This is a genomic window from Allobosea sp. RIT-PG3_2 (assembly GCF_057321085.1).
In genome coordinates this window covers 282,993-308,336 of sequence record NZ_JBXWCA010000005.1, presented here as the reverse complement: position 1 = coordinate 308,336, position 25,344 = coordinate 282,993, and the positions used below count along the sequence as shown (strand labels likewise).

Below are 25,344 nucleotides of genomic sequence, written 5' to 3'. Positions count from 1 at the left end.
GTCACCACCCCAAACGGGGACCGCCATCAGGCGACGGCAGCACGGGGACATTGCGGTTCAATCGCTTCTACAAAGTTTCCAGCAGGGTGCAAACCGCGATCATCGTTAACAAAGGATTTTTAACGATCTCGTTGCCGGCAGGCCACGCAGCCTGCCGCGATTCCGCCGCAAAGCGCAGCAGTACCCCTTATTTTTCAGAGCATTCCGCGCACATGGACGATGTCGTTCCAGGTCACGAACAACATCAGCATGAGCACCAGCGCGAGGCCGACCCGGAAGCCGATCTCCTGAGCGCGCGGGCTCAACGGCCGGCCGCGCAGTGCCTCGTAAAGATAGAACATCAGGTGGCCGCCATCGAGCATCGGAACGGGCAGGAGATTCATCAATCCGATCGAGACCGACAGGATGGCGGCGAGATTGATCAGCCCGAGAAACCCGCCGCTCGAGGCGACAAGGCCTGAAACCTGCGCGATCCGGATCGGCCCCGAGAGCTGGTCGGTGGATTCGCGTCCGTTCAGCAGCTTCGCGATGTAGTCATAGGTCCGGGTCACCACGAACCAGGTTTCGGAAACGCCCGACCGCAGGGAATCGACCACGCCGAATCGTTGCGTCGTCCAATCCTCCGCTTTCGGCGAGGCCCTGACCCCGATCACGCCGATCCGCTGTATTCCGAGCGGCGTCTTGAGTTCGGACAGAGCCGGTGTAACCGGCAGGTCCACCATGCTGCCGCTGCGATCGACCGTGACGGTCAGGCGCTCTTCGGGCCGGGTGGAAATGAGACGCTGCATTTCGGTAAAGCTGTCGACCTTCCTTCCGTCGATCGCGACGACGATGTCCCCGGCCTTGAGCCCGGCGCTCTCCGCCACGCTGCCGGCCACCACGCTGTCGACGCGCGGAATCAGCATTTGCTTGCCGAAGAAGAAGGCCGTACCGGCGAAGATCAGGATCGCCAGCAGGAAATTAGCGATCGGGCCGGCAGCGACGATGGCCGCGCGTTCGCCGATCGATTGGGCCGGCAGGGAGCGGGACCGCTCTTCCGGGCTCATCCGCCGAACGGCGGTATCGTCGGGAGAACTGGCGGCATCCGCATCGCCCGAAAATTTGACGTAGCCGCCGAGCGGGATCAGCGCGAAGCGCCAGCGAGTCCCGTGCCGGTCATTGAATCCGAACAGCTCCCGGCCGAAGCCGATCGAGAAGGTCTGGACGTCGACGCCGCACCAGCGACCGACGAGAAAATGGCCGAGTTCGTGAACGAAGACGACGAGGGTGAGAACGAACAGGAACGGCAGCAGATAGCTGAGCGCAAAATACCCGGCATTCCAGAGTGACGCCGCAAATTCCATCGAACTCTCCCGATCCTCGTCCTTAGGTGACAGTGAACGGCGCTTGCGACAAGAGCGAGGCGGCCCGTCGTCTGGAATCGTGGTCAACGGCGAGAGCAGATGCGATGTCTTGCGGCGCCTGTCCTCCGTCGGGAGCAGCAGTACACACCGCCTCCACGAGCGCAGGAATTCCCGCAAAGCGAAGGCGGCCGGCGAGGAAAGCCGCCACGGCCACTTCATTGGCGGCGTTGAGGATGGCGGGCATCGCGCCGCCCTCGCGCAGTGCCGCCATGGCCAGGCCGAGTGCGGGGAAGCGCTCGAGGTCGGGATGCTCGAAGCTCAGCGGCGCCGACGCGGCCAGATCGAGAAAACGAGCTGGCGGCGCATCGAGCCGGCCATCGATGCCGAGGCAATGAGCCGCCGCCACCCGCATGTCCGGCACCGCCATGCCGGCGCTGACCGAGCCGTCGCGGAAGGTGACCAGCCCGTGGACGATCTGCTGTGGATGGACGAGGACGCCGAGCTGATCGGCCTGCAGCCCGAAGAGGAAACGGGCCTCGATCAACTCGAGCCCCTTGTTCATCATGCTGGCGGAATCGACGCTGATCTTGGCGCCCATCGCATAGTTCGGGTGCTTCAGCGCCTGCTCCGGGACGGCTGCGGCAATGCGCTCCGCGCTCCAGGTCCGGAACGGACCACCGGAAGCCGTCAGGGTCATGCTGCGGATCGCCGAGAGCGGCTCGGCGCCCAGGACCTGGAACAGCGCGTTGTGCTCGGAATCGAGCGGCAGCAGGCGCGCTCCGACTTCGGCGGCCCGGGCCATGACGGCCGCGCCGGCGCAGACCAGGCTTTCCTTGTTGGCGAGCGCGATCGTTCGCCCCGGAGAAAGCGCGGCAAAGGTCGCCTCCAGCCCCGCTGCCCCGGAGATCGCGCTGACGACGATATCGGCGGGGCAGGCCACCGCCTCCAACACAGCCGAGCGCCCTGCCCCGCAGCCGATGCCGGTACCAGCCAGCGCCTCCCGCAAAGCCGGGCCGCCGGCCTCATCCGCCAGAGCAGCGAAGGACGCCCCCGTTTCGATCGCGACCCGTGCCAGTGCCAATGCGTCCCGGCCGCCGACGACAGTCCGGATGGCCAGCCGTTCCGGATTCTCGGAGACGATGTCGCGGACCGAGCGTCCGACGGAGCCGGTCGCTCCCAGAAGAGTGACAATGCGAAGCGGCATCGGATCAGATGTCGAGATGGATCGCGAAAAGGACAAGCCCGGACAGAACGAGAATGGCCCAGTAGCCGTCGAGACGGTCGAGGAAGCCGCCATGCCCGGGAATGAGCTTGCTCGAATCCTTGGTGTCGAAGCGGCGCTTCAGGGCGGATTCGAACAGATCGCCGGCCTGGCTGACGATCGAGCCGGCAAGCGATGCGGCGATGACCGGTCCAACCGTGGTCAGCCCGTGGAGTGCAGGCACGAACCGCCAGACCAGATAGCCGCCGATCACTCCAGCCACAGTGCCGCCGATCGCGCCGGACCAGGTCTTCTTGGGGCTGACGCTCGGCATCAGCTTCGGACCGCCGAGTCTGCGGCCGGTGAAATAAGCGGCGATGTCCGTGAGCCAGACCACCGCGAAGCTCCAGAGGATCAGTCCCAGGCCGATAGCTGGCAAGTCGCGCAAGGCGGGCGTGACGAGCGCGAAGGCGAGCGCATAGGCGACGCCGCAGAGCTCCAGCGCGAGGCGCGAGCGCACGAAGGGCGTTGCCACAGCGCCGAGCAGCGCCGCCGCTGCCGCCGCGCCGGCGAGCGCGGCGGGGCTCGCCGGAGAGAAGGCGAGCGCAAGGCCGGCGACGACCACGCCGATGCCGGCCGGGACGGCGTTGGAGCGGCTGACGATGGCGAGCCATTCATAGGCGACGAGGCCGGCAACGAGGATCCAGACCAGCCGGAACGGCCAGCCGCCCCAGATCGTCGCGAGCAGGACCAGCGCGGCCAGGACGAGCGCCGAGACGACCCGGAGCTTCAGTTCGCCCGGGCCCGGTCGCGGCGCAGTTGGCTCAGGCTCATTCACGCGACGCCCACGCTGCGGTCGGCGGGAGCGGTCACGCCGCCGAAGCGGCGCTCGCGCTGCCGGTATTGCGCCAGCGCATCCTCGAAGGCGGCGCGGTCGAAATCAGGCCACATCACCGGCGCGAAGACGAATTCGGCATAGGCAGCCTGCCAGAGCAGGAAATTGGAGATGCGCGTTTCGCCGGACGTACGGATGACCAGCTCCGGATCGGGCAGATCATGCGTGTCGAGGCTGCGCGTGATCAGGGCCTCGTCGATCGTGGCCGGATCGATACGTCCAGCCACGGCATCGGCGGCGAGCCGGCGAGCCGCCCGCACGATCTCGTCGCGCGAGCCGTAGTTGAAGGCGATCACCAGCACGAGCCCGGTATTGGCGCGGGTGCTGGTCTCGGCATGCTCGACCAGGCGGCGCAGATCGGCGGCGAGGTCCTCGCGGTTGCCGATGATCCGGACCCGGACATTGGCGGCGGAAAGCTCGGCCAGGTCCTTCTCGACGAAATGCTTGAGCAGCCCCATCAGGAAGGTGACTTCCGCATAGGGGCGGCGCCAGTTCTCGGTCGAGAAGCTGTAGAGGGTCAGGACGGAAAGGCCGAGATCGCTCGCATTGCGGACCGTGCGCCGCAGCGCCTCGAGGCCGCGGCGATGGCCCTCCTGCCGCGGCAGGCCGCGCATCTGCGCCCAGCGCCCGTTGCCGTCCATGATGATGGCGACATGCGACGGGTTGGGCACATCTGCCTCGCGCTGGCCGGATGACATGTGTACGAGCCTCGCTCGGCTAGGCCGGAAGGATTGCGCGGGACGATCCCGCGCAATGGATCAGACGTGCAGGATTTCCTTTTCCTTCGTCGCGAGCGCCTGGTCGATCTCGGCGATGTGCTGGTCGGTCGCCTTCTGGACCAGATCGGAATTGCGGGCGGCGTCGTCCTTGGTCATGTCGCCGTCCTTCTCGAGCTTCTTGACGACGTCGATCCCGTCGCGGCGGACATGGCGCACAGAGACCTTGGCCTCCTCGGCATATTTATGCGCGACCTTGACCATCTCCTTGCGGCGCTGCTCGTTCAGCTCGGGGATGCGGATGCGCAGCACCTGGCCTTCGGTCTGGGGATTGAGACCCAGATCGGATTCGCGGACGGCCTTGTCGACGGCCTGGACCATCGAGCGGTCCCAGACCTGAACGCTGAGCAGCCGTGGCTCGGGCACGGAGACCGTGGCGAGCTGGCTGAGCGGCGTGCGGGCGCCATAGGCTTCGACATGGATCGGGTCGAGCATGTTGGCGGAGGCGCGACCGGAACGCAGCGAGGCGAGATCACCCTTGAAGGACTGCACCGCGCCGGCCATGCGGCGCTTCAGGTCAGCGAGGTCGAACGTCGTCTGGGCCATTTCAATCAGGACCTTGCAGATAATCCAAAATCGGCGCGACCATGGCGGCGGGGCCGCGCAGGGTCAAGAATTACATGCTCGAACAGCATGTTCCCCCGGATTGGGCAAGGGGAAAGCAGCCGATGCGAGCCGTTGATCGGCGAAAGCGGCAGGGCACACTGGTCCACCGCATCCGGATACCTACGTCAGTCTAGAGGCTTGCACGGCTGCAAACCAGCGCAGCCGGACAGAGAACCACGGAGAAATGACGTGCCCCGCCTGAACCGCATCATCGAGACCGCGCTCTATGTCGACGACCTCGAACGCGCCCGCGATTTCTACGAAGGCAAGCTCGGCCTCGATCCCGTGCTCAAGACCGGGACGCTCTTCGCCTATGATGTCGGCGGCGCGAGCATCCTGCTGCTGTTCCAGCGCGGCGCGTCCCTGCACACCCAGAGCGCCGCCAATGGCAGCATCCCGCCGCATGACGGCCAGGGGCCGCTGCACATCGCCTTCGCCATCGCTGCCGAGGAATTCGACGCCTGGGAGGCGAAGCTGGAGGCGCTCGGCATCACCGTCGAGGGGCGCATGGAGTGGGATCGCGGCGGCAAGAGCCTCTATTTCCGCGATCCGGACGGGCATCTTCTCGAATTGATGACGCCCGGTATCTGGAAGACCTACTGAGGCGGCGCCTCAGGGCGTCACATAGGTCGCCCTGCCCTCGCCGCGCAGGACGGCGGCGAGCGCGCCGGCTTCGGCGATCGAGAAGACGACGATGGTGAGGCCGGCGTCGCGCGCCAGCGCGAAAGCGGCGGTGTCCATCACCTTGAGGTCGCGCCGGATCGCGTCCTCATGGGTCAGCGTGTCGTAGCGGGTCGCGCTCAGATCCTTCTTCGGATCGGCGCTGTAGACGCCGTCGACCTGCGTCGCCTTGAGCAGATGGCTGCAGCCGAGCTCGGCCGCGCGCAGGGCCGCACCGGTATCTGTGGTGAAATAGGGATTGCCGGTACCGCCGCCGAGGATCACGACCTTGCCGTTGCTGAGATGGTCGAGCGCCCGCTTGCGGGCATAGCTCTCGCAAAGCGAGGGCATCGGCACCGCCGACATGGCGCGGGCCGGTGCGCCGGCCGCCTCGATGGAATGCTCCAGCGCGAGCGCGTTCATCACCGTGCCGAGCATGCCGATCGAATCGGCCGTCGTCCGGTCGAGGCCCTTGTTGAGCCCCTGCACACCGCGGAAGAAATTGCCGCCACCGACGACGATGCCGATCTCGACACCCTCGCGCGAGGCATGGGCGATGTCGGTGGCGAGCGCCGTCAGCGTGCCGCCGTCGAGGCCGGAACCCTGAGGTCCCGCAAGGGCTTCGCCGGAGAGCTTCACGAGAACGCGTTGGGGTCTCATCGATGTCTCTCCGTCCGTGCTGCGGTCCGCCTCGAATCGAAACGGGCCTGTCTTCCTACAAAAAAGGCCGCGCGATGCGCGGCCTTTCTGTCATTCACAAGCGGACTTGTCAGCCCGTGGTGCCGCCGGCGGCAGCGACCTCGGCCGCGAAATCCTGCTCTTCCTTCTCGATCCCCTCGCCGAGAGCGAAGCGGGCGAAGCCGGTGAGCTTGACCGGGGCACCGACCTTGCCCTCGATCTCCTTGAGGACCTGCGAGACCGACTTCGAGCCGTCATGGATATAGGCCTGCTCCAGCAGGCAGTATTCCTTGGCGTAGCTCTTCAGGCCGCTCTCGGTGATCTTCTCGAGCACATGGGCGGGCTTGCCGGCGTTCTTCTCGGCCAGGATCGCCTTCTCGCGCTCCAGAACCTCCGGAGCAACCGAGGCGAGGTCGAGCGCGACGGGGTTCGTCGCCGCGACATGCATGGCGAGCTGGCGGCCGAGCGCGGCGAGCTCGTCGCCCTTGCCGGTCGTCTCGAGCGCGACGATGACGCCGATCTTGCCGAGACCGTCGGCGATCGCGCCATGGACATAGGAGCCGATCACGCCCGAGGAGACCTTGAGCGAGGCCGTGCGGCGCAGCGTCATGTTCTCGCCAATGGTGGCGATGGCGTTGGCGATGGCGTCCTGGACAGTGCCGCCGCCCGGATAGTGATGGCCGAGCAGCGCCTCGACATCGCCGCCACGCTCGAGCGCGACATCGGCGATGCTCTTGGCGAGCGCCTGGAACTCGGGGTTGCGCGCGACGAAGTCGGTCTCGGAGTTCACCTCGACGACGACGCCCTCATGGCCCTGCACGGAGACGGCGACGAGGCCCTCGGCGGCAACGCGGCCGGCCTTCTTGGCGGCCTTGGCCAGGCCCTTGGCGCGCAGCCAGTCGATGGCGGCCTCGAGGTTGCCGTCGTTGGCGGAAAGCGCGGTCTTGCAATCCATCATGCCCGCGCCGGTCTTGTCGCGGAGTTCCTTCACGAGCGCGGCGGTGATCGCTGCCATCTGTCTTGTCCTTGCTGTCGGTGCGGCGCATGCCCGAGGGGCCGGCCGCGGATCGGAATATCCGGACGCCTTATGGGGAAACGCCGACGCTCCGTTTCCGGTCGTCGGCGCGTCCTCTTAACTTCTTAGGGCCGGCGTCAAATCGAGAGGCTGATTGCGACGCGCCGATGACGCATCGCAATCGTAGGGCCTCATTACGCGTCCGCGAATTCGCGAGCCTGGGCAACCCAGCCCTCGCGCTCGAGCTTGCCGCCGAGCTTCAGGTCGTGGTCGATCTTGGTCACGTCGGCCGGCGACATCGCGGCGATCTGCCAGAAGTGGTAGATGCCACCGTCATTCAGCTTCTGCACCGCGTCGGGGCCCATGCCCGAGAGCTTGGTCAGATCGTCCGGCGCGCCGCGCGGAGCGGTCAGCGTCTCGAAGACCTGGCCTTCGGCGGCAGCGGCGACCGGCTCGATAACCTCTTCGACCACCGGGGCCTCGGCAGCGCCGACATCGATGCCCTGGTCGCCCGAGGCACGGCCGATGCCGTCGATCGCCGAACGAGCGATCAGGTCGCAGTAGAACTGGATGGCGCGGCCGGCGTCGTCATTGGCCGGGACCGGGAAGGTGATGCCGTCCGGATCCGAGTTCGAGTCGACGATGGCGGCGACCGGGATGCCGAGGCGCTGGGCCTCCTTGATCGCGAGCGCTTCCTTGTTGGTGTCGATCACGAAGATCATGTCCGGCGTGCCGCCCATGTCCTTGATGCCGCCGAGCGCCTTCTCGAGCTTGTCGCGCTCACGCGACAGCATCAGGCGCTCCTTCTTGGTCAGCCCGGAGCCGCCGCCGTTCAGCAGCTCGTCGACCTTGCGCAGGCGCTGGATCGAGGCCGAGATGGTCTTCCAGTTGGTCAGCATGCCGCCGAGCCAGCGGGAGTTGACATAGTACTGGGCCGAACGCTTGGCGGCGTCGGCGATGGCGTCCTGCGCCTGGCGCTTGGTGCCGACGAAGAGAACGCGGCCGCCCTTGGCGACGGTGTCCGACACGGCCTGCAGGGCGCGGTGCAGCATCGGCACCGACTGCGACAGGTCGAGGATGTGGATGTTGTTGCGCACGCCGAAGATGTAGGGCGACATCTTCGGGTTCCAGCGATGGGACTGGTGGCCGAAATGGGCACCGGCCTCGAGGAGCTGGCGCATGGAGAAATCGGGCAGAGCCATGGTGTTCTAGTCCTTCCGGTTGAGCCTCTGGAGCGCGAATGAACAAGGCATGAGCTGCCGCGTCACCGGAACGCCTCGGAAATGAGGCGGTACGCTCCATGTGGGATGGGGTGCGCCTTACAGGGGATGGCGCCGCATTGCAAGCCGGCACGGCGCAGAAAAGCCGGGCGGACCCGCGAAAAACCCGCGCGAAGCGCCGCGCGGGTCGTCGTCTCGGCCCCCTGCGGGAGCCAGGCAGCAGGCCGCCTTTTACTGCGGCAGCTTGGCGCCCATCTGCTTCACGAGATCGCCGATCTACTTGCAGTAGGCAGCCGGCGTCCCGTTCTGCGCCTTGGCGATCACCTCGATGTTCTGTTCCATGCCCATGGCCGAAATCGTGCCCTTGCGACCGGCAGCTTCCGCGGCATCGCCGCCGCTGACGTCGGCCGGGGTCGGGATGAGGCCCATCATCTTTTTCTGCACATCCACGGCGGAGGCATCGATATGCCCCTTATCGGCGCAATAGCCGAGAATGCCGAGCTGATTGCGGGCTGCCTGATAGGCGACCTTGAGCTGGTCGGCCTGCGTCTGTGCCAGGGACGGGGCGGCGGACGCCAAAACAGCGACGGCCGAAGCGGCGATCAACGACTTATAAAAGATCATACTGGATATCCTTAGGCTATTATGTTCCCAAGCATGCCACCATGCTCGCCTCCCACCCCGTCCTGACTAGCTGCTGCGGCCGCCTACCTCAACCTGAGACAATGCAGACCGGACAGGACATCGGCAGCGGCTATGGGGCGCGACAGGCTCTCCCCCAACCGCGTTGCGTCTGCCTGTCGGAGAGTGAATCACAGGAATTCAGGACGCACGGCCGGGGCGAACCGGCATGGGCCTGACCCTCGACCTCAGGACCATCTTCGTCACCGGTGCGCTGACCTGCTTCATCATCGGCGTGATGCAGCTCATGACCTTCGCGACCGGCCGCTTCACCCGCAGCCCGGTCTGGTGGGGCACCAGCAGCCTTTGCATCGGGGTCGGCCTGCTCGGCGCCGCCTTCCGCGACACGATTCCGGACCTGCTCTCGATCGAGTTCGCCAACACGGCGATGCTGGCCGGCTGTCTGCTGCTGCTCTTCGGCATCCGCCATTTCGGCGGGCGCGAACTGAACTGGTTCGGCTTCGGGATCGTCCTGCTCGCAGTCTGGATCCTGCTCTCGCTTTCGCCGGGCGAGCAGGGATACGCGGTACGGGTCATGATCGTCGCGATCGTGATGGCCTTCTGCGATGCCGCCATCGTGCGGGAAGCCGTCCGCCTGGGACGAGAGGAAAAGCTGCGCTCGGCCTGGCTGCTCGCCGCCCTCTTTGCCCCGACGGTCGTGATCTACACCGGGCGGATCGTGCTGGCCGCCTTCGACCAGGTCGGCACCACGCTGTTTCCGAAGGATGCGGGGACGAATGCCTGGCTCGCGGCTGTTGGCGTGACCTTCATCATCCTGCGCGGCCAGGCGCTGCTGCTGCTCGCCGCCGAACGCTCCAACCGGATGCTGGCGACTCTCGCAAGGCGCGATCCGTTGACCGGTGCGATGAACCGGTCGGGCGTCGAGCAATGGGTGGATCAGCAAATCCGGGGGCTACAGCACGGTGAGGTGCGGGTATCCGTTCTCCTCGTCGACATCGACCACTTCAAGGTCCTCAACGACACGCATGGCCACGCAGCCGGCGACGAGATCCTGCGCGTCTTCGCCAACGCCGTGCGGGGGCAGCTGCGCAGCGGCGACCTTCTCGCCCGGCAAGGCGGCGACGAGTTCGCGATCATTCTCCCCAATGTCGGCGTGCGCGAGGCCGTCCGGGTGGCGGAGCGGATTCGCGGCGTGTTCAAGGATGCGCTCGCCGAATTCGGCAACCTGCCGGGGCCGCCCACGCTCAGCATCGGCGTTGCCGAGAACGATCTGCGTGGGCGCAGCCTCGACCAGTTGCTCGCGGAAGCGGACGAGGCTCTTTATCGCGCCAAGCGGCTCGGCCGCGACCGCGTCCAGGCGCAGCTCAGGCCGATCGAGGCCTGAACCGCCGGCAGCAGCGTCGCCCTCAGCCCTCTTCGGGAAGAGGATGAAACACGCGCAGCCTATGTCCGTCCGGATCGCGCGCCGTGAAGGTGCGGCCGAAATCCAGGTCGGTCGGTTCCTGCAGAATGGCGATGCCGCGCTTGCGCCAATCGGCGCAGGCTGCGTCGACGGCCTGCGAGTTCGGTACCATCATGGCGATCTCGGCCGCGCCGCCGATCGCATTCGCGGCCGGCTCGACGGTGTGGCGAGACCACAGGCCGAGCCTCACACCGGACGGGAGCGCGAACATCGCGAAGGTCGGCGACTGCTCAAGCGGCTCGCTGCCGAGCAGATCCGCATAGAAGCGCGCGCTCGCGGCGGGGCTGTCGACATGGAGCAGGATGAAATGCGCATCGAACATGAAGGGCCTCCCAAGGGCTTCGAGATGGCGGGAGAATAGAATCAGATACTGCCAGTTTCCGGCAGCGTTGATCACGCCGGCGCCGCGATCCCTTGCTTCTCGCGCCATGCCTTGAGCAGAACCTGCCGCCGCTGCGGATAGCGGGTATCCAGCATCTCGAACCGCGTGAGCCTGTCGGTTCGGAAATGGCGGAAATCCTGCCTCAGCTCGCACCAGGCGACGAGCACGCGGACATGGTCGAAGAAGGACAGCGCCAGCGGCCAGACCACGCGCGCGCTGGCGCGGCCCTCACCGTCGCCATAGCCGATCGCGGCCTTGCGCCCGGCCCGAATGGCCCGGCGGATGGCCGCAAGATCGATCTCGGGAGAATCGACGGCCCTCTGCCCCGGGCCGAGGATCAGCGCAGTGTCCTCGACACGATCGATCAGGTCTGGCGGCAGGACGGCGACGATCTTGGCCATGGCGTCGCGCGCCGCCAGCGCCAGGGCGCCATCGGCACGGTCCGCCACCCATCGCGAGCCCAGCACCAGCGCCTCGATCTCCTCCTCGCTGAACATTAGCGGAGGCAGCATGAATCCCGGCTTCAGCACATAGCCGAGCCCCGGCTCGCCTTCGATCGGCGCGCCCTGCCCCTGCAAGGTGACGATGTCACGATAGAGTGTGCGGATACTGACGCCGGTCTCGGCCGCAAGCTTGCGCCCCGAGATCGGGCGGCGATGCCGGCGCAGCACCTGGACGAGGTCGAGCAGGCGCTGCGAACGCGACAAGAGCTTGCGCCTCAGCCAGGCAGATCGCTTACCTTGATCCGCGACACGTCGTTCTCGGCCATCTCGGCCCAGGCCCTCGCAAGCGAGCCGTCGAGATCGATGGCGCGGCAGGCCTCCTCCACGACGAAGGTTTCGAAGCCGGCCTTCGCCGCATCCTGCGCCGTCCAACTGACGCAGAAATCTGTCGCCAGGCCGACGACGACCGCCCGCAGGATGCCGCGCTCGCGGAGATAGCCGGTCAGCCCCGTCGGGGTCCTGCGGTCGGCCTCGACGAAACCGGAATAGCTGTCGATATCGCGACGGTATCCCTTGCGGATGATGGTCTGTGCCTGCGGCAGATCGAGATCGGCCCGGAACTCAGCGCCCTTCGTGCCCTGCACGCAATGATCCGGCCAGAGCACCTGCGGGCCATACGGCATCTGGACGGTCTCGAAGGGCTTCTTGCCAGGATGGCTCGAAGCGAAGGATGCGTGGCCAGAGGTGTGCCAGTCCTGCGTCAGCAAGATGTTGGAGAAGCGCTTGCCCAGCGCGTTGATGACCGGCACGACCTCGTCGCCCTTCGTGACGGCGAGGCTGCCGCCCGGGCAGAAATCATTCTGGACATCGACGACGATGAGGACGGTGCGCTCGTCGATCACGGGCTTCTCCTGTGCCTTGCCGGCCTGCGAAGCAGCCGTTGCAGCGAGGATCGTCGCTCCTGCGATCAATCCGCGCCTGTCGATCTCGAACCGCCCTGCCATGGCCCGCCTCCCACCGGCTCTACCGTGCTTCAGCAACGCGCATCCTGCAAGGCAACATCCATGCCCGCCGCAAAGCCTGACGCCTACCGCATCTCGACACTGACGACGCCCGGCGCCGCCCGCACCGCGTTGGCGATCTGCTGGTTGACCGGGAACTTGCCCGGCAACTCGATCTCGACCTCCTGCGCCCCGTCATCCAGAATCATCACGATCGAGACCTTGCCCTCGGCGCGCATGGCCTCGCGCGGGCGAATGCGCTCGGCAATCGAAGGCACCGCCTTCTCGTCGCGCAGATAGATCAGCAGGTCCTGCTTCTGGCGGGAGGCGAGATCGTCGAGAACCTCGACATCCTCGATGCGCGGACGCACCTCTTCGCCGTCGAGCACGGCCGACAGGCGCAGCACCAGCGCCCTGCCCGGCTCGAGCAGGTCGCGATGGCGCTGCAGGCCTTCCGAGAACAGCACGGCCTCGAACTGGCCGCTCGGATCGGACAGGTTGACGATGCCCATCTTGGAGCCGGACTTGATCCGCCGTTCCGACTTGTCGATGACGGAGACCGCGACCTTGCCGACGCCCGTGCCGTTGGCGCGGACAGTCTGGGCGAAATCGGCGTAACGCTGTACGCGCAGGCGCTTCAGAACATGCTCGTAATCGTCGAGCGGATGGCCGGAGAGGAAGAAGCCGACGGCCTCATGCTCGCGCTTGAGCTTCTCCGCCGGCGCCCAGGGCTCGACCGCCGGGATGCGGAAGGCTTCCTGGATCAGGCCGCCGCCCAGCAGATCGAACTGGCCGGCTGTCGCCTCGTCGCGGGTGCGGTTGGAGAGGGCCAGCATGCCGTCGATCGCCGCGATGGCGCGCGCGCGTTCGCCTTCGAGCTCATCGAGCGCGCCGGCCGCGATCAGGGCTTCGAGCGTGCGGCGATTGACCAGCCTGGTGTCGATGCGGCGGGCGAGATCGGCCAGATCTCGGAACGGGCCGGCCGACTGCCGGGCCGAAACCAGTGTTTCCACCGCCGCGCGGCCGACGCCCTTGATCGCGCCCAGCGCGTAGAAGATCTTGCCCTCGGCGACGTCGAACTCGACGCCGGAATGATTGATCGCCGGCCGCTCTACCTTGATGCCGAGACGCTCGGCATCGCGGCGGAATTCCGAGAGCTTGTCGGTGTTGCCCATGTCGAGCGTCATCGACGCGGCGAGGAACTCGACCGGGTAATTCGCCTTGAGATAGGCGGTCTGGAAGGCGACGACGGCATAGGCGGCGGCGTGGCTCTTGTTGAAGCCGTAATCGGCGAACTTCGCCAGCAGATCGAAGATTTCGGAGGCCGTATCCTTCTTGATACCGCCGTCGATGGCGCCCTTCACAAAGCGGTCGCGCTGGGCGTCCATCTCCGCCTTGATCTTCTTGCCCATGGCGCGGCGCAGCAGGTCCGCCTCGCCGAGCGAATAGCCCGACAGCGCCTGCGCCACCTGCATCACCTGTTCCTGATAGACGATGATGCCATGCGTCTCCGCCAGGAAGGGCTCCATCTGCGGATGGAGATACGTCGGATCCTCCAGCCCGAGCTTTCGGCGGCAATAGGTCGGGATGTTGTCCATCGGGCCCGGCCGATAGAGTGCGACGAGCGCGATCAGATCCTCGATCCGGTCCGCCTTCATCTCGACCAGCGCCTTGCGCATGCCGACCGATTCCACCTGGAACACGCCGACCGTCTCGCCGCGCGCCAGCATGGCGTAGGTCGGCGGATCGTCGAAGGGCAATTGCGCGAGGTCGATCTGGATATCGCGCTGGCCGATGAGCTTCACTGCCGTGGTCAGCGTGGTCAGCGTCTTCAGGCCGAGGAAGTCGAACTTCACCAGCCCCGCCTGCTCGACCCATTTCATGTTGAACTGGGTGACGCGCATGCCGGTGCGCGGATCGACCGAGAGTGCGACGAGCTGTTCGAGAGGGCGGTCGCCGATCACCACGCCTGCGGCGTGAGTCGAAGCATGGCGGTGAAGCCCTTCCAGCTTCTGGCCAATTTCGAGCAGGCGCGCGACGATCGGCTCCTCCTCGGCGGCCTGCTGCAGCTTCGGCTCACCCTCGATCGCGTCCTTCAGTGAAATCGGCTTGGCCGGATTCTGCGGCACGAGCTTGGTCAGCTTGTCGACCTGGCCGTAGGGCATCTCCAGCACGCGGCCGACGTCGCGCAGCACGCCGCGCGCCAGCAGCGTGCCGAAGGTGATGATCTGCGCGACGCGCTCCTGGCCATAATGGCGCTTGACGTAGTCGATCACCTCTTCACGCCGGTTCTGGCAGAAGTCGATGTCGAAGTCCGGCATCGAGACGCGATCGGGATTGAGGAAGCGCTCGAAAAGCAGGCCGAAGCGCAGCGGATCGACGTCGGTGATCGTCAGTGCATAGGCGACGAGCGAGCCGGCACCCGAACCGCGCCCCGGGCCGACCGGGATGTCCTGGTTCTTCGCCCATTTGATGAAGTCCGAGACGATCAGGAAGTAGCCCGGGAACTTCATCCGGGTGATGATCGAGAGCTCGAAATCGAGCCGCTTCTCGTAATCCTCGACGGTGAAGCCCTCGGCCGGGCCGTGCTTGGCGAGACGCGCCGCGAGGCCGGTCCGGGCCTGGTTCTGCAGCTCCTCGGCCTCGTCGCGCCCCTCCTCCCCGAAGCGCGGCAGGATCGGCTTGCGCGTCGAGACGCGCCAATGGCAGCGCATCGCGATTTCGACTGTGCTTGCCAGTGCCTCGGGCAGGTCGGCGAAGCGCTTCTTCATCTCGGCGCGCGAAGCGAAATAATGCTCGGGCGTGACGCGGCGACGTTCGCCATCCGAGACAAGCCGCCCTTCCGCTACCGCCAGCAGCGCGTCATGGGCGTCGAAATCGGCCGGCTTGGCGAAGAAGGGTTCGTTGGTCGCGACAACCGGCAGGTCGGAATCGTAGGCCAGCCGCAGGAGATGCGCCTCGACCGCCTCCTCGCCGTCCCGGCCATTGCGCTGGATCTCGACATAAAGCCGGTCGCCATAGATGTCGGCCAGGGTCGCGAGGCGGGCGGAGGCCACAGGAAGCTGGCCATTGCGCAAGGCGGTGTCGACCGGTCCGCCATGGCCGCCGGTCAGGGCGATCAGCCCGGTGTTGTAGGCCGAGAGCCGCTCGATCGTGGTGATAGGCTGGCCGGCTCCGCCGCTCGCCAGGGCGGCCTCGCTGACGAGTTTCATCAGGTTGCCGTAGCCGGCCTCGTCCATGGCGAGCAGGACGATATGCGGCAGACGCTGCTGCTGCACGGGCCTGCGCCCGCCTTCGCTTTCATCGGCGAAATCGATCGAGAGCTGCACGCCGGCGATCGGCTGCAGGCCCGAGCCCGCCAGCTTCTCGGAAAACTCGAGCCCGCCGAACAGGTTGTCCGTATCGGTCAGAGCGAGTGCCGGCTGCCCGTCGGCGGCCGCCATCTTGGCCAGCGTCGCGACGGTCATCGCGCCTTCGAGCAGCGAATAGCTCGAATGGACATGGAGATGAACGAAGCCGATGTCCGAGAGGACGCGCGCCTCGCCAGATTCCCGCCCCATGCCGTTCTCCTATCGTCGCCGCCGCGCGACTCGCCGATCCGCCCTTCCCCTTATGAAACCTCGGCGCGGCCGGCGTCGAGGATTCCTTCGCGGTGCTGTGGATGGCTCCTGCCGCGATCAGACATGCGGGCCGGAGAAGATCGCAGCCCAGAGCCAGATCATGCCGAGGAAGACGCCGAGCGAGGCGATTTCGGCCAGGCCGGCGGCGAACTTACGCGCTGCAGTCATGAGAACCTCCGTCGTTCTTGGTAGGTTCAGATTAGTTCATGTTTTGTTCTCGTCAATGCCGATACGGAAATTGCGCCGGCTGCATGTCAGAAACAGTTAACGGAATGCTACCTTCATAGAGACGCGGTCATCCCGGACGCCGCGAAGCGGAGATCCGGGATCCATGCCTGAACCTCGTTCGGGCAGGCTCTGGCATGGATCCCGGGTCAAGCCCGGGATGACCAGCTGGTCCGCGAAAAATCAGCATGCTCCAGTGGCCGCAGCTATGGAGTGCGCGCCTGCCAGCCCGGAGCGATGTCCAGCAGAAGCCCGTCGGTGCGCGAAGATGCAGACAAACCTGTCGTGCTTTCGAGGCGAAGCAGTCCAACCATCGTGCGAGCTCTCCTGATCGCTCCGCCAGCTCTAGCAATACGCCGCGCCTGGAACAGGTCGGCCTCAAAGGCCGCCGGGATCAGCCAAGCCCGACGACGAGCCCGTCGCGGATCGTCACTTGCCGGTCCATCTGGCGGGCCAGTTCGAGGTTGTGCGTCGCGATCAGCGCAGCGAGCCCCGATGCCCGCGCCAACGCCATCAGCGTGCCGAAGACGAGCTGCGCCGTCTGCGGGTCGAGATTGCCCGTCGGCTCGTCGGCCAGCAGCAGGCGCGGCCCGTTGGCGACGGCGCGGCCGATGGCGACGCGCTGTTGCTCGCCGCCCGAGAGCTCGCCCGGCAGATGATCCAGCCGCTCGCCGAGACCGAGGAAGGTCAGGAGCTCGGAGGCCCTCTCCTCCGCGACCGGGCGCGACAACCCGCGGATGCGCTGCGGCAGGACAACGTTCTCCAGTGCCGTGAACTCGGGCAGGAGGTGGTGGAACTGGTAGACGAAGCCGATCTCGGTACGGCGCAGGCGGGTGCGCCCGGAATCGTCGAGCTTGGTCGTGGCAAGCCCGCCGACGAAGACTTCGCCGGCATCGGGCTTCTCCAGCAGGCCGGCGACATGCAGCAGCGTCGACTTGCCGGTGCCGCTCGGCGCGACGAGGGCGACGACCTCTCCCGGCCAGAGCGCGAAATCGGCCTTGCGCAGCACTTCGAGCGGCGCATCGGTCTGCGGATAGAAGCGTTCGACCTGCGACAGGAAGAGCGCGGGCATCTCCTGTGCCATCAGCCCATCCTCAGCGCTTCGACGGGGTCGAGCCGTGCCGCCTTCCAGGCCGGGTAGAGCGTCGCCAGCAATGAGAGCGTCAGCGCCATCAGCACCACGCTCGTGACCTCCCGCCAGTCGATGACGGAAGGGATGTCGCTGAGGAAGCGCACGGTCGGGTCCCAGAGATTGGCGCCGGTGATCCAGTTCAGCGCCGCCATGATCGACTTGATATTGTTGGCGAAGACGACGCCGAGGGCGAGCCCCGCCAGCGTGCCGATGACGCCGATCGCGGCCCCGGTGATCAGGAAGACGCGCAGCACGGTTCCGCGCGTGCAGCCCATGGTACGCATGATCGCGATGTCGGCCGTCTTGTCCTTCACCAGCATGATCAGGCCGGAGACGATGTTCAGCGCCGCGACCAGCACGATCAGGGTCAGGATGATGAACATCACGTTGCGCTCGACTTCCAGCGCATTGAAGAAGCTGCGATTGCGCTGGCGCCAGTCCGAGAGCACGAGCGGACGCGGCGCATCGGCCTCGATCGCGTCGCGCACGGTCTGCGTGCGATCGGGGTTGTCGACGAAGATCTCGATGACGTTCACGTCGCCGTCGCGGTTGAAATAGGCCTGGGCCTCGGCGAGCGGCATATAGACGAACGTGCCGTCGAACTCGGTCATGCCGATCTCGAAGATCGCCTTGACCGGATAGGCCTTGATGCGCGGCGCCGTGCCGAAGGGCGTCGAGGCGCCCTGCGGCGAGACCAGGGTCATGTTGTCGCCGGCCTGGATGCCCAGCGCATTGGCGAGGCGCCGGCCGATGGCGACGCCCGGCGTGGTGTCGAAGCCGTCGAGCGTGCCGGATTTGATGTTGCCGCCGATAAAGGGGATCGCCTTGATATCGGCTTCGCGGACGCCGCGGACGAGCACGCCGTTGTTGCCGGTCTGCGAGGAGGCCAGCGCCTGCCCCTCGACCAGCGGAATGGCGAGCTTGACGCCCGGGATCTTGCTCAGCCGCGCCGCGACGCTGTCATAGTCGTCGAGCGGGCGGTCGATCGGCGTCGCGAAGATATGGCCGTTCACGCCGACGATCTTCTCCAGCAGCTCCTTCCGGAAGCCGTTCATCACCGACATCACGATGATCAGCGTCGCGACGCCGAGCAGGATGCCGAGGAAGGAGAAGCCGGCGATGACAGAGACGAAGCCCTCGCGCCGCCGGGTGCGCAGATAGCGGCCGGCGAGCAGCCATTCGAAGCTGGCGAAGGGTTTCGTGCCGGTCGGAACGGCAGCGTTGTCTGCAACGGCACTCATGCGCTGGCTCTGGCCATTGGAAGAGATGGGGCGGTGCGTTCCGTCACGCCGCCCTGCCCTTGAAGCGGTCGAGCGCGGCTTCCAGCGAGACGAGCTCGCGCTCGCCGCCGGCGCGGCGCTTGATCTCGACCTTGCCCTCAGCCAGCCCCTTCGGGCCGACGATGATCTGCCAGGGCACGCCGATCAGGTCGGCGGTGGCGAACTTGGCGCCGGGCCGGTCATCCGTGTCGTCGAGCACGGCGTCGTAGCCCTTGGCGAGCAGGTCCTTGTAGATGCGCTCGGCCGCGCCATCGGTCGCGGCGTCGCCGGCCTTGAGGTTGATGACCGCGATATCGAAGGGCGCGATCTCGTCGGGCCAGACGATGCCTGCATCGTCATGCCCGGCCTCGATCAGCGCGGCGACCAGGCGGCTCGGGCCGATGCCGTAGGAGCCGCCATGCAGCAGTACCGGCTGGCCGTCCGGCCCGGCCACCGCCGCGCCCATCGGCTCGGAATACTTGGTGCCGAAATAGAAGATATGGCCGACCTCGATGCCGCGCGCCGAGACGCGCTTGTCGTCCGGAACCGCCTCGAAAGCGGCCTTGTCGTGCATCTCTTCCGTCGCGGCGTAGAGGCTCGTCCACTTGTCGACGACGCCCTGGAGGCCGGCGACGCTGTCAAAATCGGTATCGGCAGCCGGCGTCTCGAAGGTCAGATAGTCGCTGTGGCAGAAGACCTCGCTCTCGCCGGTCGAGGCCAGCACGATGAACTCGTGGCTGAGATCGCCGCCGATCGGGCCGGTATCGGCCTTCATCGGGATCGCCTTGAGTCCGAGCCGCGCGAAGGTGCGGAGATAGGCCGTGAACATGCGGTTATAGGCGTGGCGCGCCGTGTCCTTGTCGAGGTCGAACGAATAGGCGTCCTTCATCAGGAACTCGCGGCCGCGCATCACGCCGAAGCGCGGACGCACCTCGTCGCGGAACTTCCACTGGATGTGATAGAGGTTGAGCGGCAGGTCCTTGTAGGATTTGACGTAGGCCCGGACGATCTCGGTGACCATCTCCTCATTGGTCGGGCCGTAGAGCATGTCGCGGTCGTGCCGGTCCTTGATGCGCAGCATCTCCTTGCCATAGGCATCGTAGCGCCCGCTCTCGCGCCAGAGATCGGCCGACTGGATGGTCGGCATCAGGATCTCGATGGCGCCGGATCGGTTCTGCTCCTCGCGCACGACCTTGCAGATCTTGTCGAGCACGCGCAGGCCCAGCGGCAGCCAGGCATAGATGCCGGCCGATTCCTGGCGGATCATGCCGGCACGCAGCATCAGCCGGTGCGAGACGATCTCCGCCTCCTTCGGCGTGTCGCGCAGGAGGGGCAGGAAGTAGCGGGAAAGGCGCATCGGGAAACCTGTCGGAGGGCGCCGCGCGGGAGATCGCACGACGAGTCGCTTCACCTGAGAGACACCATCGCTCTCGGCAAAATGCAAACCAAAATCAGCAGAAAGCGGCGGAAGATGGCGAAGTTGTGCCTTTCGTCCCTGGCCTCGCGAAGGCCGGGGATGGCCCTTCGCCTCAACTCTTCGCGAAGCGCGCCTTGAGCGCCTTCAGCACGGGTGCCGGCACGAAAGGCGAGACATCCCCGCCCATCGCGGCGATCTGGCGCACCAGCGTCGCGGTGATGTAGCGCACGCCCGGCGAGGCCGGCAGGAAGACGGTCTGGACGTCCGGCGCCATCGTGCCGTTCATGCCCGCCATCTGCATCTCGTAGTCGAGATCGCTGCCGTCGCGCAGGCCGCGGATGATGATCGAAGCACCTGCCCGGCGCGCCGCGTCGACGGCAAGATCGTCGAAGGTCACGACCTCCAGCGAAGAGCCTTTCGCAGCCAGAAGCGGCGTCGCGACCGCGCGCAGCAACGCGGCGCGCTGCTCGACGGAAAGAAGCGGCGTCTTGCCGGGATGGACGCCGATAGCCAGGACGAGCCTGTCGCAGAGGCTGGCGGCGGCTGCGATCACGTCGGCGTGGCCATTGGTCACGGGGTCGAACGAGCCGGTGTAGAAAGCGGTGCGTGCCATGACGCCAGCGTTAGCTGCTGACCCGGCAGACGACAAGCGGCATCAAGGCCTTGCGGCCCTACGCTGCGGCGCCCGTCGGGGGCCTGCCCCAAGGCAAGAGATGCAACGTCAGGAGAACGGCACGATCGTGGCGAGGGCAGCAGCACTGCCGATGATGATCGAAGAGAAGACCAGCAGGGAAGCCATGAAAGATACACGGCGAGGATGGGCATAGGACAGGCGGACATACATGGAAACGACCTTCAGCGAATCGCGACATATCCGGTTTCCTTTGGGTGATGGCCGGTGCGGGCCGTCCCAAGGCGAGATCGTGACCAAACAGTGACGCCGGGCCGGTTGTTCCGGCTTTGCATTGCCTTTTGGTGCGTCTCGCGCCTAAACGACCCGGCCATGCTGACGATCAACGACATCACCTACCGCCTCGGCGAGCGCCTGCTGCTCGACCATGCCAGCGCCGCGATCCCCGACGGAGCGCGCGTCGGGCTCGTCGGTCGCAACGGCACCGGCAAGACGACGCTGTTCCGCATCATCACAGGCGAGCTCGGCACCGAGGGCGGCTCGGTCAGCCTGCCGAAGGGCCGCCGCATCGGCGGCGTGGCGCAGGAAGCGCCGGGCGGGCCGGAATCGCTGATCGAGGTCGTGCTCGCCGCCGATACCGAGCGCATGACGCTGATGAAGGAGAGCGAGACCGCGACCGATCCGCACCGCATCGCCGAAATCGAGACGCGGCTCGCCGATATCGGCGCGCATTCCGCACCGGCCCGTGCCGCGATGGTGCTGCACGGCCTCGGCTTCAACGAGGAGGCGCAGCAGCGCCCCTGCTCGGACTTCTCGGGCGGCTGGCGCATGCGCGTCGCGCTGGCGGCGGTGCTGTTCTCCGAGCCCGACCTGCTGCTGCTCGACGAGCCGACCAACTATCTCGACCTCGAAGGCACGCTCTGGCTCTACGATTATCTCGAGCGCTACCCGCACACCGTGCTGGTGGTCAGCCACGACCGCGAGCTGCTCGACACCAGCGTCGACCACATCCTGCATCTCGACCAAGGCAAGCTGACGCTCTATCGCGGCGGCTACTCCTCCTTCGAGAAACAGCGCGCCGAAAAGCAGATGCAGCTCGTCCGTGCGAAGGAGAAGCAGGACGCCGAGCGCAAGCACCTGCAGGCCTTCGTCGACCGCTTCAAGGCCAAGGCCACCAAGGCGCGCCAGGCGCAATCACGCGTCAAGCGGCTGGAGAAGATGGAGACGATCGCGGCGATCATCGACCGCGATGTCCAGCCCTTCGTCTTCCCCGGGCCGGAGAAGTCGCTCTCGCCGCCGATGATCGTGCTGGAGGATGCCGCCGCCGGCTATGGCGAGCGCAAGGTGCTCTCCCGGCTCAACCTCTCGCTGGCGCCAGACGACCGGATCGCGCTGCTCGGCTCCAACGGCAACGGCAAGTCGACCTTCTGCAAGCTGATCGGCGGCAGGCTCGATCCGCTCTCCGGCGAGATGAAGAAGTCGAGCAAGCTGGAGACGGCCTATTTCGCCCAGCACCAGCTCGATGAACTGCGACCCGAGGATACGCCGGTCGGGCATGTGCGCGACCTGATGCCGGATGCACCGGAAGCCCGGGTGCGCTCCAAGGCGGCCCAGATCGGCTTCCCCGCCTCCAAGGCCGATACGCCGGTCAAGCTGCTCTCCGGCGGCGAGAAGGCGCGGCTGATGCTCGGGCTCGCCACCTTCCACGGCCCGCATCTCCTGATCCTCGACGAGCCGACCAACCATCTCGACATCGACAGCCGCACGGCGCTGGTCAACGCGATCAACGACTATCCCGGCGCGGTCATCCTCGTCAGCCACGACCGTTTCCTGATCGAATCCTGCGCCGACCGGCTCTGGCTGGTGGCGGGCGGCACGGTGAAGAACTTCGACGGCGACATGGAGGACTACCGCTCCTTCGTGCTCGACAGCGCCAAGGCCGAGCGGCGCGGCAAGCCCGCGCCCGAGTCAGGCGCGGCCAAGCCCAAGGTCGACGAGCGCAAGGAAGCCGCGACGAAACGGGCCGCCCAGGGGCCGCTGCGCCAGAAACTCAACCTGGCCGAGGCGCGCATCGCCAAGCTGACCGGGCTGATCGAGAAGGTCGACGCCGCGCTCGCCAACGGCGCCTTCTCCCGCGAGCCCGACAAGGCTCTTCAGCTTTCGCGCCAGCGGGCGGAGCTGGCGGAGGCCCTGACGGCTGCCGAGGAGGAGTGGCTGATGCTCGGCGAGGAGCTGGAGAGCGCCTGAGGCATCAGGTCTGCCGGACAGCCCGATGTACGGGATGTGGCACTGCCGCGGCCGGCGGCCCTACTGGCGCGGGACGCAAGCGCCAAGCCTCAGCATGGTGCCGGCCGGACAGGCATTGGCGCCAGTGGGCTGTGAGATGGGCCGGACAGATTCGCAGCAGGAACCGCGGACGACATAGCCGCTCTGGCAGCCGCCGGAGATTTCCATCCGGTCCTTGCCGTCTCGCGTCGGACGACACGAACCGGCCGCGAGGGCGTCATGGGCGTTGCCCAGCGCGGCAGCTGCAAACAGCGCAGCAAAGGTAGCGCATCTGACCATGGGCGACGATCTCCGATGGCGGCGGAGGGCTTCCGGCCGCTTCTCCCAGCTTATCCGTGCCCCGGCTCGAGGATGCGATTCGGGCGATTGCCGGCGAATGGCGTCTGCGACCGGAGCGCGTTGCGTCGTTCTAGCAGGCCGGATCGTACATGAATTCGCGGAGCTCCTGCGAACAACGGCAGGCCTGCGCGAGCTTCGCCGCCCACTTCACCGCCTCTTCGCGCGTCGGCAGTTCCAGCACCGTGAACCCGCCATTGAGGCGGCTGCCCGGATAGGTCCCGTCGGATGCCGACCCATCCTTGGAGACAAGCACAGGGCCGACCTGTTCGGCGATCCCTCCGCCGAAGACATAGACGCCCGCCGCCTTGGCCTCCTCGATCACCGCACGAGAGTCGACAGCGGCGGCGGCCAGCTGCTCGTCCGTGAGCACCATGGCCTCGCTCGGAAAGGAAATGAGGTATTTGGTCATGACGCGATGATGCGTGACGGTTTCCGCAGAAACAAGCGGGCAGGCTGCTTGGCGGCTCTCCTTGCGGGAATGTCCGCAACGGGGTGGATTGTTGACCTTCGCATGTGTCGCCGCATCGGTCCGGATAGCGCGCCAAGAGCAGAAGTCGGGTCGCCACCCAAAAGCCGAACTCCAACGTGTAAACAGGTCAGGCCCGGTTCGGCCCCAAGTGAGACATTTGAGCAGGCAGTGTCCAGTAGCCGAAGAAGGCCTATTGCCGACGGATCACGTTCGGCCAGCTCATTGCCGCTTCTGATCGGCGGATACGCCGCAGAGATTTAGCGCTACATTGGTGCAATCTAGCCGCTTGGTGCTTCAAGCTCGGAGGGCATCGGCATGGTCGAAGCCCGGACGCCTTGGTGGACTTGGACGTGGCCTGTACTGGGCTGGGTGATCCTCCTGTTGGCGTTTTCCGTCGGCGGCAGGGGCGTTACCGCGGCTGCGGGAATAGCCCTGCTGGGCACGGTGTTCGCAGCCGTTCACCACGCGGAGGTGGTGGCGCACCGCGTCGGCGAGCCGTTTGGAACGCTCGTTCTCGCCGTGGCGGTCGCGGTGATTGAGACGGCACTGATCATCTCGATCACGATTTCAGCTCCAGCCGAAAACACGGGATTGGCACGCGACGCGGTATTCGCCGCTGTCATGATTGTGTGCAATGGCATCGTGGGCGCCTGTCTACTCTTGGGCGGCGCCCGCTACCATGAACAGGGATTTCAACTCCAGGGAGCAAGCGCGGCCTTGGCGGTGTTAGCCGCGCTGACCGGCCTCACCCTGATCCTTCCAAATTTTGCGGCCAGCGAACTCGGTCCGCAATACAGCATATCGCAACTCGTCTTCGCTGGGCTTGTGTCTCTGGTGCTCTATAGCTCCTTCGTTTTCGTCCAGACCGTACGGCACCGCGATTATTTCCTCCCGCTCCAAACCGATGACGAGGAAGTGCATGCGCCTCCTCCCACCAACAGAATCGCTGTCCTGAGCGCCGGCCTCCTTTTCGTTTCCCTGGTCGCCGTCGTCGGGCTTGCCAAATTTCTGACGCCCATGGTGGAACTTGGAGTAACGCGCCTTGGGGTGCCGAAAGCCGTCGTGGGAATTATCATCGCTGCGCTGGTGCTACTGCCTGAAGGTCTGGCGGCTGTCAGCGCGGCCTCGGGCAATCGAATGCAGACCAGTTTGAACCTGGCCCTGGGTTCCGCGCTCGCGACAATCGGCTTGACCATACCGGCCGTTGCCGCTGTTTCGATCATGCTTCGGCAACCGCTCGCACTCGGCCTGGATGCAAAAGATCAAGTCCTGCTGGCGCTGACGCTGCTTATCAGCGTGATCACCTTGGGGACCGGCCGGACCACGGTGCTTCAGGGAGTCGTGCATCTGGTCCTATTCGGCGTTTTCTTGTTCTTTGCGGTGGTGCCGTAGGCGCGGCGCATAGCGTATCCGAGACAGCCGCTTCCGGACCCAGCTTTGACATCGACCTCGGTGCACTATCTCGGCCGGGACTGGCCAGGTTCCGGGCGTGCATTAATGACCTTCGCATCGGGTTTAGCAGGACATGTTTTGCGAGGGCAGCCCCACGACCGCGAGCGCGGCTTGCGGCCCCCGCCAAGAGGCGTATTTTGTATCTCCACTTCCTGGCTGACCTTTGCGGCGCTGCCTCTCGCTGGTGACA

23 protein-coding genes are annotated in these 25,344 nt (G+C 66.2%); 4 read left to right on the top strand and 19 right to left on the bottom strand.

All coding sequences use genetic code 11. From position 1 onward, the window contains the following. Positions 1 to 194: 194 nt before the first annotated feature. Genes rseP through frr form a run of 5 tightly spaced genes read right to left on the bottom strand, consistent with a single transcriptional unit; the run spans position 195 to position 4,761 of the window. Positions 195 to 1,343 carry an RIP metalloprotease RseP gene (gene rseP / locus AC2FAN_RS17185; protein WP_265053550.1) on the bottom strand — a complete coding sequence of 383 codons (1,149 nt, stop codon included), beginning with the start codon at positions 1,341 to 1,343 and terminating at the stop codon, positions 195 to 197. Positions 1,344 to 1,365: 22 nt separating this feature from the next. Further along, positions 1,366 to 2,547, bottom strand: a complete 1,182-nt coding sequence (gene dxr / locus AC2FAN_RS17180) for a 1-deoxy-D-xylulose-5-phosphate reductoisomerase (protein ID WP_485175587.1) — start codon at positions 2,545 to 2,547, stop codon at positions 1,366 to 1,368. A 4-nt stretch (positions 2,548 to 2,551) separates the two neighbouring features. Beyond that, a complete protein-coding gene (locus AC2FAN_RS17175; protein ID WP_485175585.1) occupies positions 2,552 to 3,382 on the bottom strand; it encodes a phosphatidate cytidylyltransferase in 831 nt (276 codons plus the stop codon). Then, entirely contained in the window at positions 3,379 to 4,137 is a 759-nt protein-coding gene (locus AC2FAN_RS17170; protein WP_485175583.1) for an isoprenyl transferase, read from the bottom strand. Before AC2FAN_RS17170 ends, AC2FAN_RS17175 begins: the two co-directional genes overlap by 4 nt. Before the next feature lie 60 nt (positions 4,138 to 4,197). Next, positions 4,198 to 4,761 (bottom strand): ribosome recycling factor, encoded by a 564-nt coding sequence (gene frr / locus AC2FAN_RS17165; protein ID WP_265053554.1) that lies wholly within the window; start codon positions 4,759 to 4,761, stop codon positions 4,198 to 4,200. Between the two features lie 249 nt (positions 4,762 to 5,010). Between frr and AC2FAN_RS17160 the strand changes: the two genes are divergently transcribed. After that, entirely contained in the window at positions 5,011 to 5,424 is a 414-nt protein-coding gene (locus AC2FAN_RS17160; protein WP_265053555.1) for a VOC family protein, read from the top strand. A 9-nt stretch (positions 5,425 to 5,433) separates the two neighbouring features. On the opposite strand, the gene pyrH is transcribed toward AC2FAN_RS17160, so the two are convergent. The 4 genes from pyrH to AC2FAN_RS17140 all read right to left on the bottom strand — a co-directional run bounded on the left by pyrH (position 5,434) and on the right by AC2FAN_RS17140 (position 9,018). Next, the gene (gene pyrH / locus AC2FAN_RS17155) at positions 5,434 to 6,141 is read right to left on the bottom strand and encodes a UMP kinase (protein WP_476805019.1); all 708 of its coding nucleotides are present in this window, start codon (positions 6,139 to 6,141) and stop codon (positions 5,434 to 5,436) included. 109 nt (positions 6,142 to 6,250) lie between these two features. Next, positions 6,251 to 7,174, bottom strand: a complete 924-nt coding sequence (gene tsf / locus AC2FAN_RS17150; protein ID WP_265053557.1) for a translation elongation factor Ts — start codon at positions 7,172 to 7,174, stop codon at positions 6,251 to 6,253. A gap of 194 nt (positions 7,175 to 7,368) precedes the next feature. After that, positions 7,369 to 8,376, bottom strand: coding sequence for a 30S ribosomal protein S2 (locus AC2FAN_RS17145; protein WP_485175580.1), 1,008 nt, complete (start codon positions 8,374 to 8,376; stop codon positions 7,369 to 7,371). A 294-nt stretch (positions 8,377 to 8,670) separates the two neighbouring features. Continuing rightward, entirely contained in the window at positions 8,671 to 9,018 is a 348-nt protein-coding gene (locus AC2FAN_RS17140) for a pore-forming ESAT-6 family protein (protein ID WP_485175578.1), read from the bottom strand. Between the two features lie 226 nt (positions 9,019 to 9,244). On the opposite strand from AC2FAN_RS17140, the gene AC2FAN_RS17135 reads away from it, so the two are divergent. Continuing rightward, complete coding sequence (locus AC2FAN_RS17135) at positions 9,245 to 10,420, top strand: GGDEF domain-containing protein (RefSeq protein ID WP_485175576.1); 1,176 nt, start codon at positions 9,245 to 9,247, stop codon at positions 10,418 to 10,420. A 22-nt stretch (positions 10,421 to 10,442) separates the two neighbouring features. Here AC2FAN_RS17135 and AC2FAN_RS17130 read toward each other — a convergent pair whose 3' ends face one another. From AC2FAN_RS17130 to AC2FAN_RS17090, 9 genes are all read right to left on the bottom strand, one after another. Continuing rightward, on the bottom strand, positions 10,443 to 10,820 hold the full coding sequence (locus AC2FAN_RS17130) for a VOC family protein (protein WP_485175574.1): 378 nt from the start codon (positions 10,818 to 10,820) through the stop codon (positions 10,443 to 10,445). A 71-nt stretch (positions 10,821 to 10,891) separates the two neighbouring features. Then, positions 10,892 to 11,587 (bottom strand): helix-turn-helix transcriptional regulator, encoded by a 696-nt coding sequence (locus tag AC2FAN_RS17125; protein WP_485175572.1) that lies wholly within the window; start codon positions 11,585 to 11,587, stop codon positions 10,892 to 10,894. 11 nt (positions 11,588 to 11,598) lie between these two features. Next, the gene (gene pncA / locus AC2FAN_RS17120; protein WP_265053563.1) at positions 11,599 to 12,327 is read right to left on the bottom strand and encodes a bifunctional nicotinamidase/pyrazinamidase; all 729 of its coding nucleotides are present in this window, start codon (positions 12,325 to 12,327) and stop codon (positions 11,599 to 11,601) included. A gap of 83 nt (positions 12,328 to 12,410) precedes the next feature. Then, positions 12,411 to 15,884: a DNA polymerase III subunit alpha gene (dnaE, locus tag AC2FAN_RS17115; protein WP_485175570.1), complete on the bottom strand. Its 3,474-nt coding sequence runs from the start codon at positions 15,882 to 15,884 to the stop codon at positions 12,411 to 12,413. Positions 15,885 to 16,563: 679 nt separating this feature from the next. After that, the gene (locus AC2FAN_RS17110; RefSeq protein WP_265053565.1) at positions 16,564 to 17,253 is read right to left on the bottom strand and encodes an ABC transporter ATP-binding protein; all 690 of its coding nucleotides are present in this window, start codon (positions 17,251 to 17,253) and stop codon (positions 16,564 to 16,566) included. Next, positions 17,253 to 18,542, bottom strand: a complete 1,290-nt coding sequence (locus AC2FAN_RS17105) for a lipoprotein-releasing ABC transporter permease subunit (RefSeq protein ID WP_265053566.1) — start codon at positions 18,540 to 18,542, stop codon at positions 17,253 to 17,255. The genes AC2FAN_RS17110 and AC2FAN_RS17105 overlap by 1 nt, the downstream gene beginning before the upstream one ends. Before the next feature lie 43 nt (positions 18,543 to 18,585). Next, positions 18,586 to 19,917: a proline--tRNA ligase gene (proS, locus tag AC2FAN_RS17100; RefSeq protein ID WP_485175567.1), complete on the bottom strand. Its 1,332-nt coding sequence runs from the start codon at positions 19,915 to 19,917 to the stop codon at positions 18,586 to 18,588. A gap of 172 nt (positions 19,918 to 20,089) precedes the next feature. After that, a complete protein-coding gene (gene coaD, locus AC2FAN_RS17095) occupies positions 20,090 to 20,590 on the bottom strand; it encodes a pantetheine-phosphate adenylyltransferase (protein WP_485175565.1) in 501 nt (166 codons plus the stop codon). Positions 20,591 to 20,698: 108 nt separating this feature from the next. After that, entirely contained in the window at positions 20,699 to 20,821 is a 123-nt protein-coding gene (locus AC2FAN_RS17090; protein WP_265053569.1) for a hypothetical protein, read from the bottom strand. Between the two features lie 159 nt (positions 20,822 to 20,980). Between AC2FAN_RS17090 and AC2FAN_RS17085 the strand changes: the two genes are divergently transcribed. Then, the gene (locus AC2FAN_RS17085) at positions 20,981 to 22,855 is read left to right on the top strand and encodes an ABC-F family ATP-binding cassette domain-containing protein (RefSeq protein ID WP_485175562.1); all 1,875 of its coding nucleotides are present in this window, start codon (positions 20,981 to 20,983) and stop codon (positions 22,853 to 22,855) included. Positions 22,856 to 23,303: 448 nt separating this feature from the next. Here the strand turns inward: AC2FAN_RS17085 and AC2FAN_RS17080 are convergent, their stop codons facing one another. Then, entirely contained in the window at positions 23,304 to 23,606 is a 303-nt protein-coding gene (locus AC2FAN_RS17080; protein WP_485175561.1) for a YciI family protein, read from the bottom strand. Between the two features lie 411 nt (positions 23,607 to 24,017). Between AC2FAN_RS17080 and AC2FAN_RS17075 the strand changes: the two genes are divergently transcribed. Then, complete coding sequence (locus AC2FAN_RS17075; protein ID WP_485175559.1) at positions 24,018 to 25,094, top strand: calcium:cation antiporter; 1,077 nt, start codon at positions 24,018 to 24,020, stop codon at positions 25,092 to 25,094. Positions 25,095 to 25,344: the final 250 nt, after the last annotated feature.

Bases quoted from the DNA above. Each gene is read 5' to 3' on its own strand.
- rseP (WP_265053550.1), bottom strand. From the start codon at position 1,343: ATGGAATTTGCGGCGTCACTCTGGAATGCCGGGTATTTTGCGCTCAGC.
- dxr (WP_485175587.1), bottom strand. From the start codon at position 2,547: ATGCCGCTTCGCATTGTCACTCTTCTGGGAGCGACCGGCTCCGTCGGA.
- AC2FAN_RS17170 (WP_485175583.1), bottom strand. From the start codon at position 4,137: ATGTCATCCGGCCAGCGCGAGGCAGATGTGCCCAACCCGTCGCATGTC.
- frr (WP_265053554.1), bottom strand. From the start codon at position 4,761: ATGGCCCAGACGACGTTCGACCTCGCTGACCTGAAGCGCCGCATGGCC.
- pyrH (WP_476805019.1), bottom strand. From the start codon at position 6,141: ATGAGACCCCAACGCGTTCTCGTGAAGCTCTCCGGCGAAGCCCTTGCG.
- tsf (WP_265053557.1), bottom strand. From the start codon at position 7,174: ATGGCAGCGATCACCGCCGCGCTCGTGAAGGAACTCCGCGACAAGACC.
- AC2FAN_RS17145 (WP_485175580.1), bottom strand. From the start codon at position 8,376: ATGGCTCTGCCCGATTTCTCCATGCGCCAGCTCCTCGAGGCCGGTGCC.
- AC2FAN_RS17140 (WP_485175578.1), bottom strand. From the start codon at position 9,018: ATGATCTTTTATAAGTCGTTGATCGCCGCTTCGGCCGTCGCTGTTTTG.
- AC2FAN_RS17135 (WP_485175576.1), top strand. From the start codon at position 9,245: ATGGGCCTGACCCTCGACCTCAGGACCATCTTCGTCACCGGTGCGCTG.
- AC2FAN_RS17130 (WP_485175574.1), bottom strand. From the start codon at position 10,820: ATGTTCGATGCGCATTTCATCCTGCTCCATGTCGACAGCCCCGCCGCG.
- pncA (WP_265053563.1), bottom strand. From the start codon at position 12,327: ATGGCAGGGCGGTTCGAGATCGACAGGCGCGGATTGATCGCAGGAGCG.
- dnaE (WP_485175570.1), bottom strand. From the start codon at position 15,884: ATGGGGCGGGAATCTGGCGAGGCGCGCGTCCTCTCGGACATCGGCTTC.
- AC2FAN_RS17110 (WP_265053565.1), bottom strand. From the start codon at position 17,253: ATGGCACAGGAGATGCCCGCGCTCTTCCTGTCGCAGGTCGAACGCTTC.
- AC2FAN_RS17105 (WP_265053566.1), bottom strand. From the start codon at position 18,542: ATGAGTGCCGTTGCAGACAACGCTGCCGTTCCGACCGGCACGAAACCC.
- proS (WP_485175567.1), bottom strand. From the start codon at position 19,917: ATGCGCCTTTCCCGCTACTTCCTGCCCCTCCTGCGCGACACGCCGAAG.
- coaD (WP_485175565.1), bottom strand. From the start codon at position 20,590: ATGGCACGCACCGCTTTCTACACCGGCTCGTTCGACCCCGTGACCAAT.
- AC2FAN_RS17090 (WP_265053569.1), bottom strand. From the start codon at position 20,821: ATGTATGTCCGCCTGTCCTATGCCCATCCTCGCCGTGTATCTTTCATG.
- AC2FAN_RS17085 (WP_485175562.1), top strand. From the start codon at position 20,981: ATGCTGACGATCAACGACATCACCTACCGCCTCGGCGAGCGCCTGCTG.
- AC2FAN_RS17080 (WP_485175561.1), bottom strand. From the start codon at position 23,606: ATGGTGCTCACGGACGAGCAGCTGGCCGCCGCCGCTGTCGACTCTCGT.
- AC2FAN_RS17075 (WP_485175559.1), top strand. From the start codon at position 24,018: ATGGTCGAAGCCCGGACGCCTTGGTGGACTTGGACGTGGCCTGTACTG.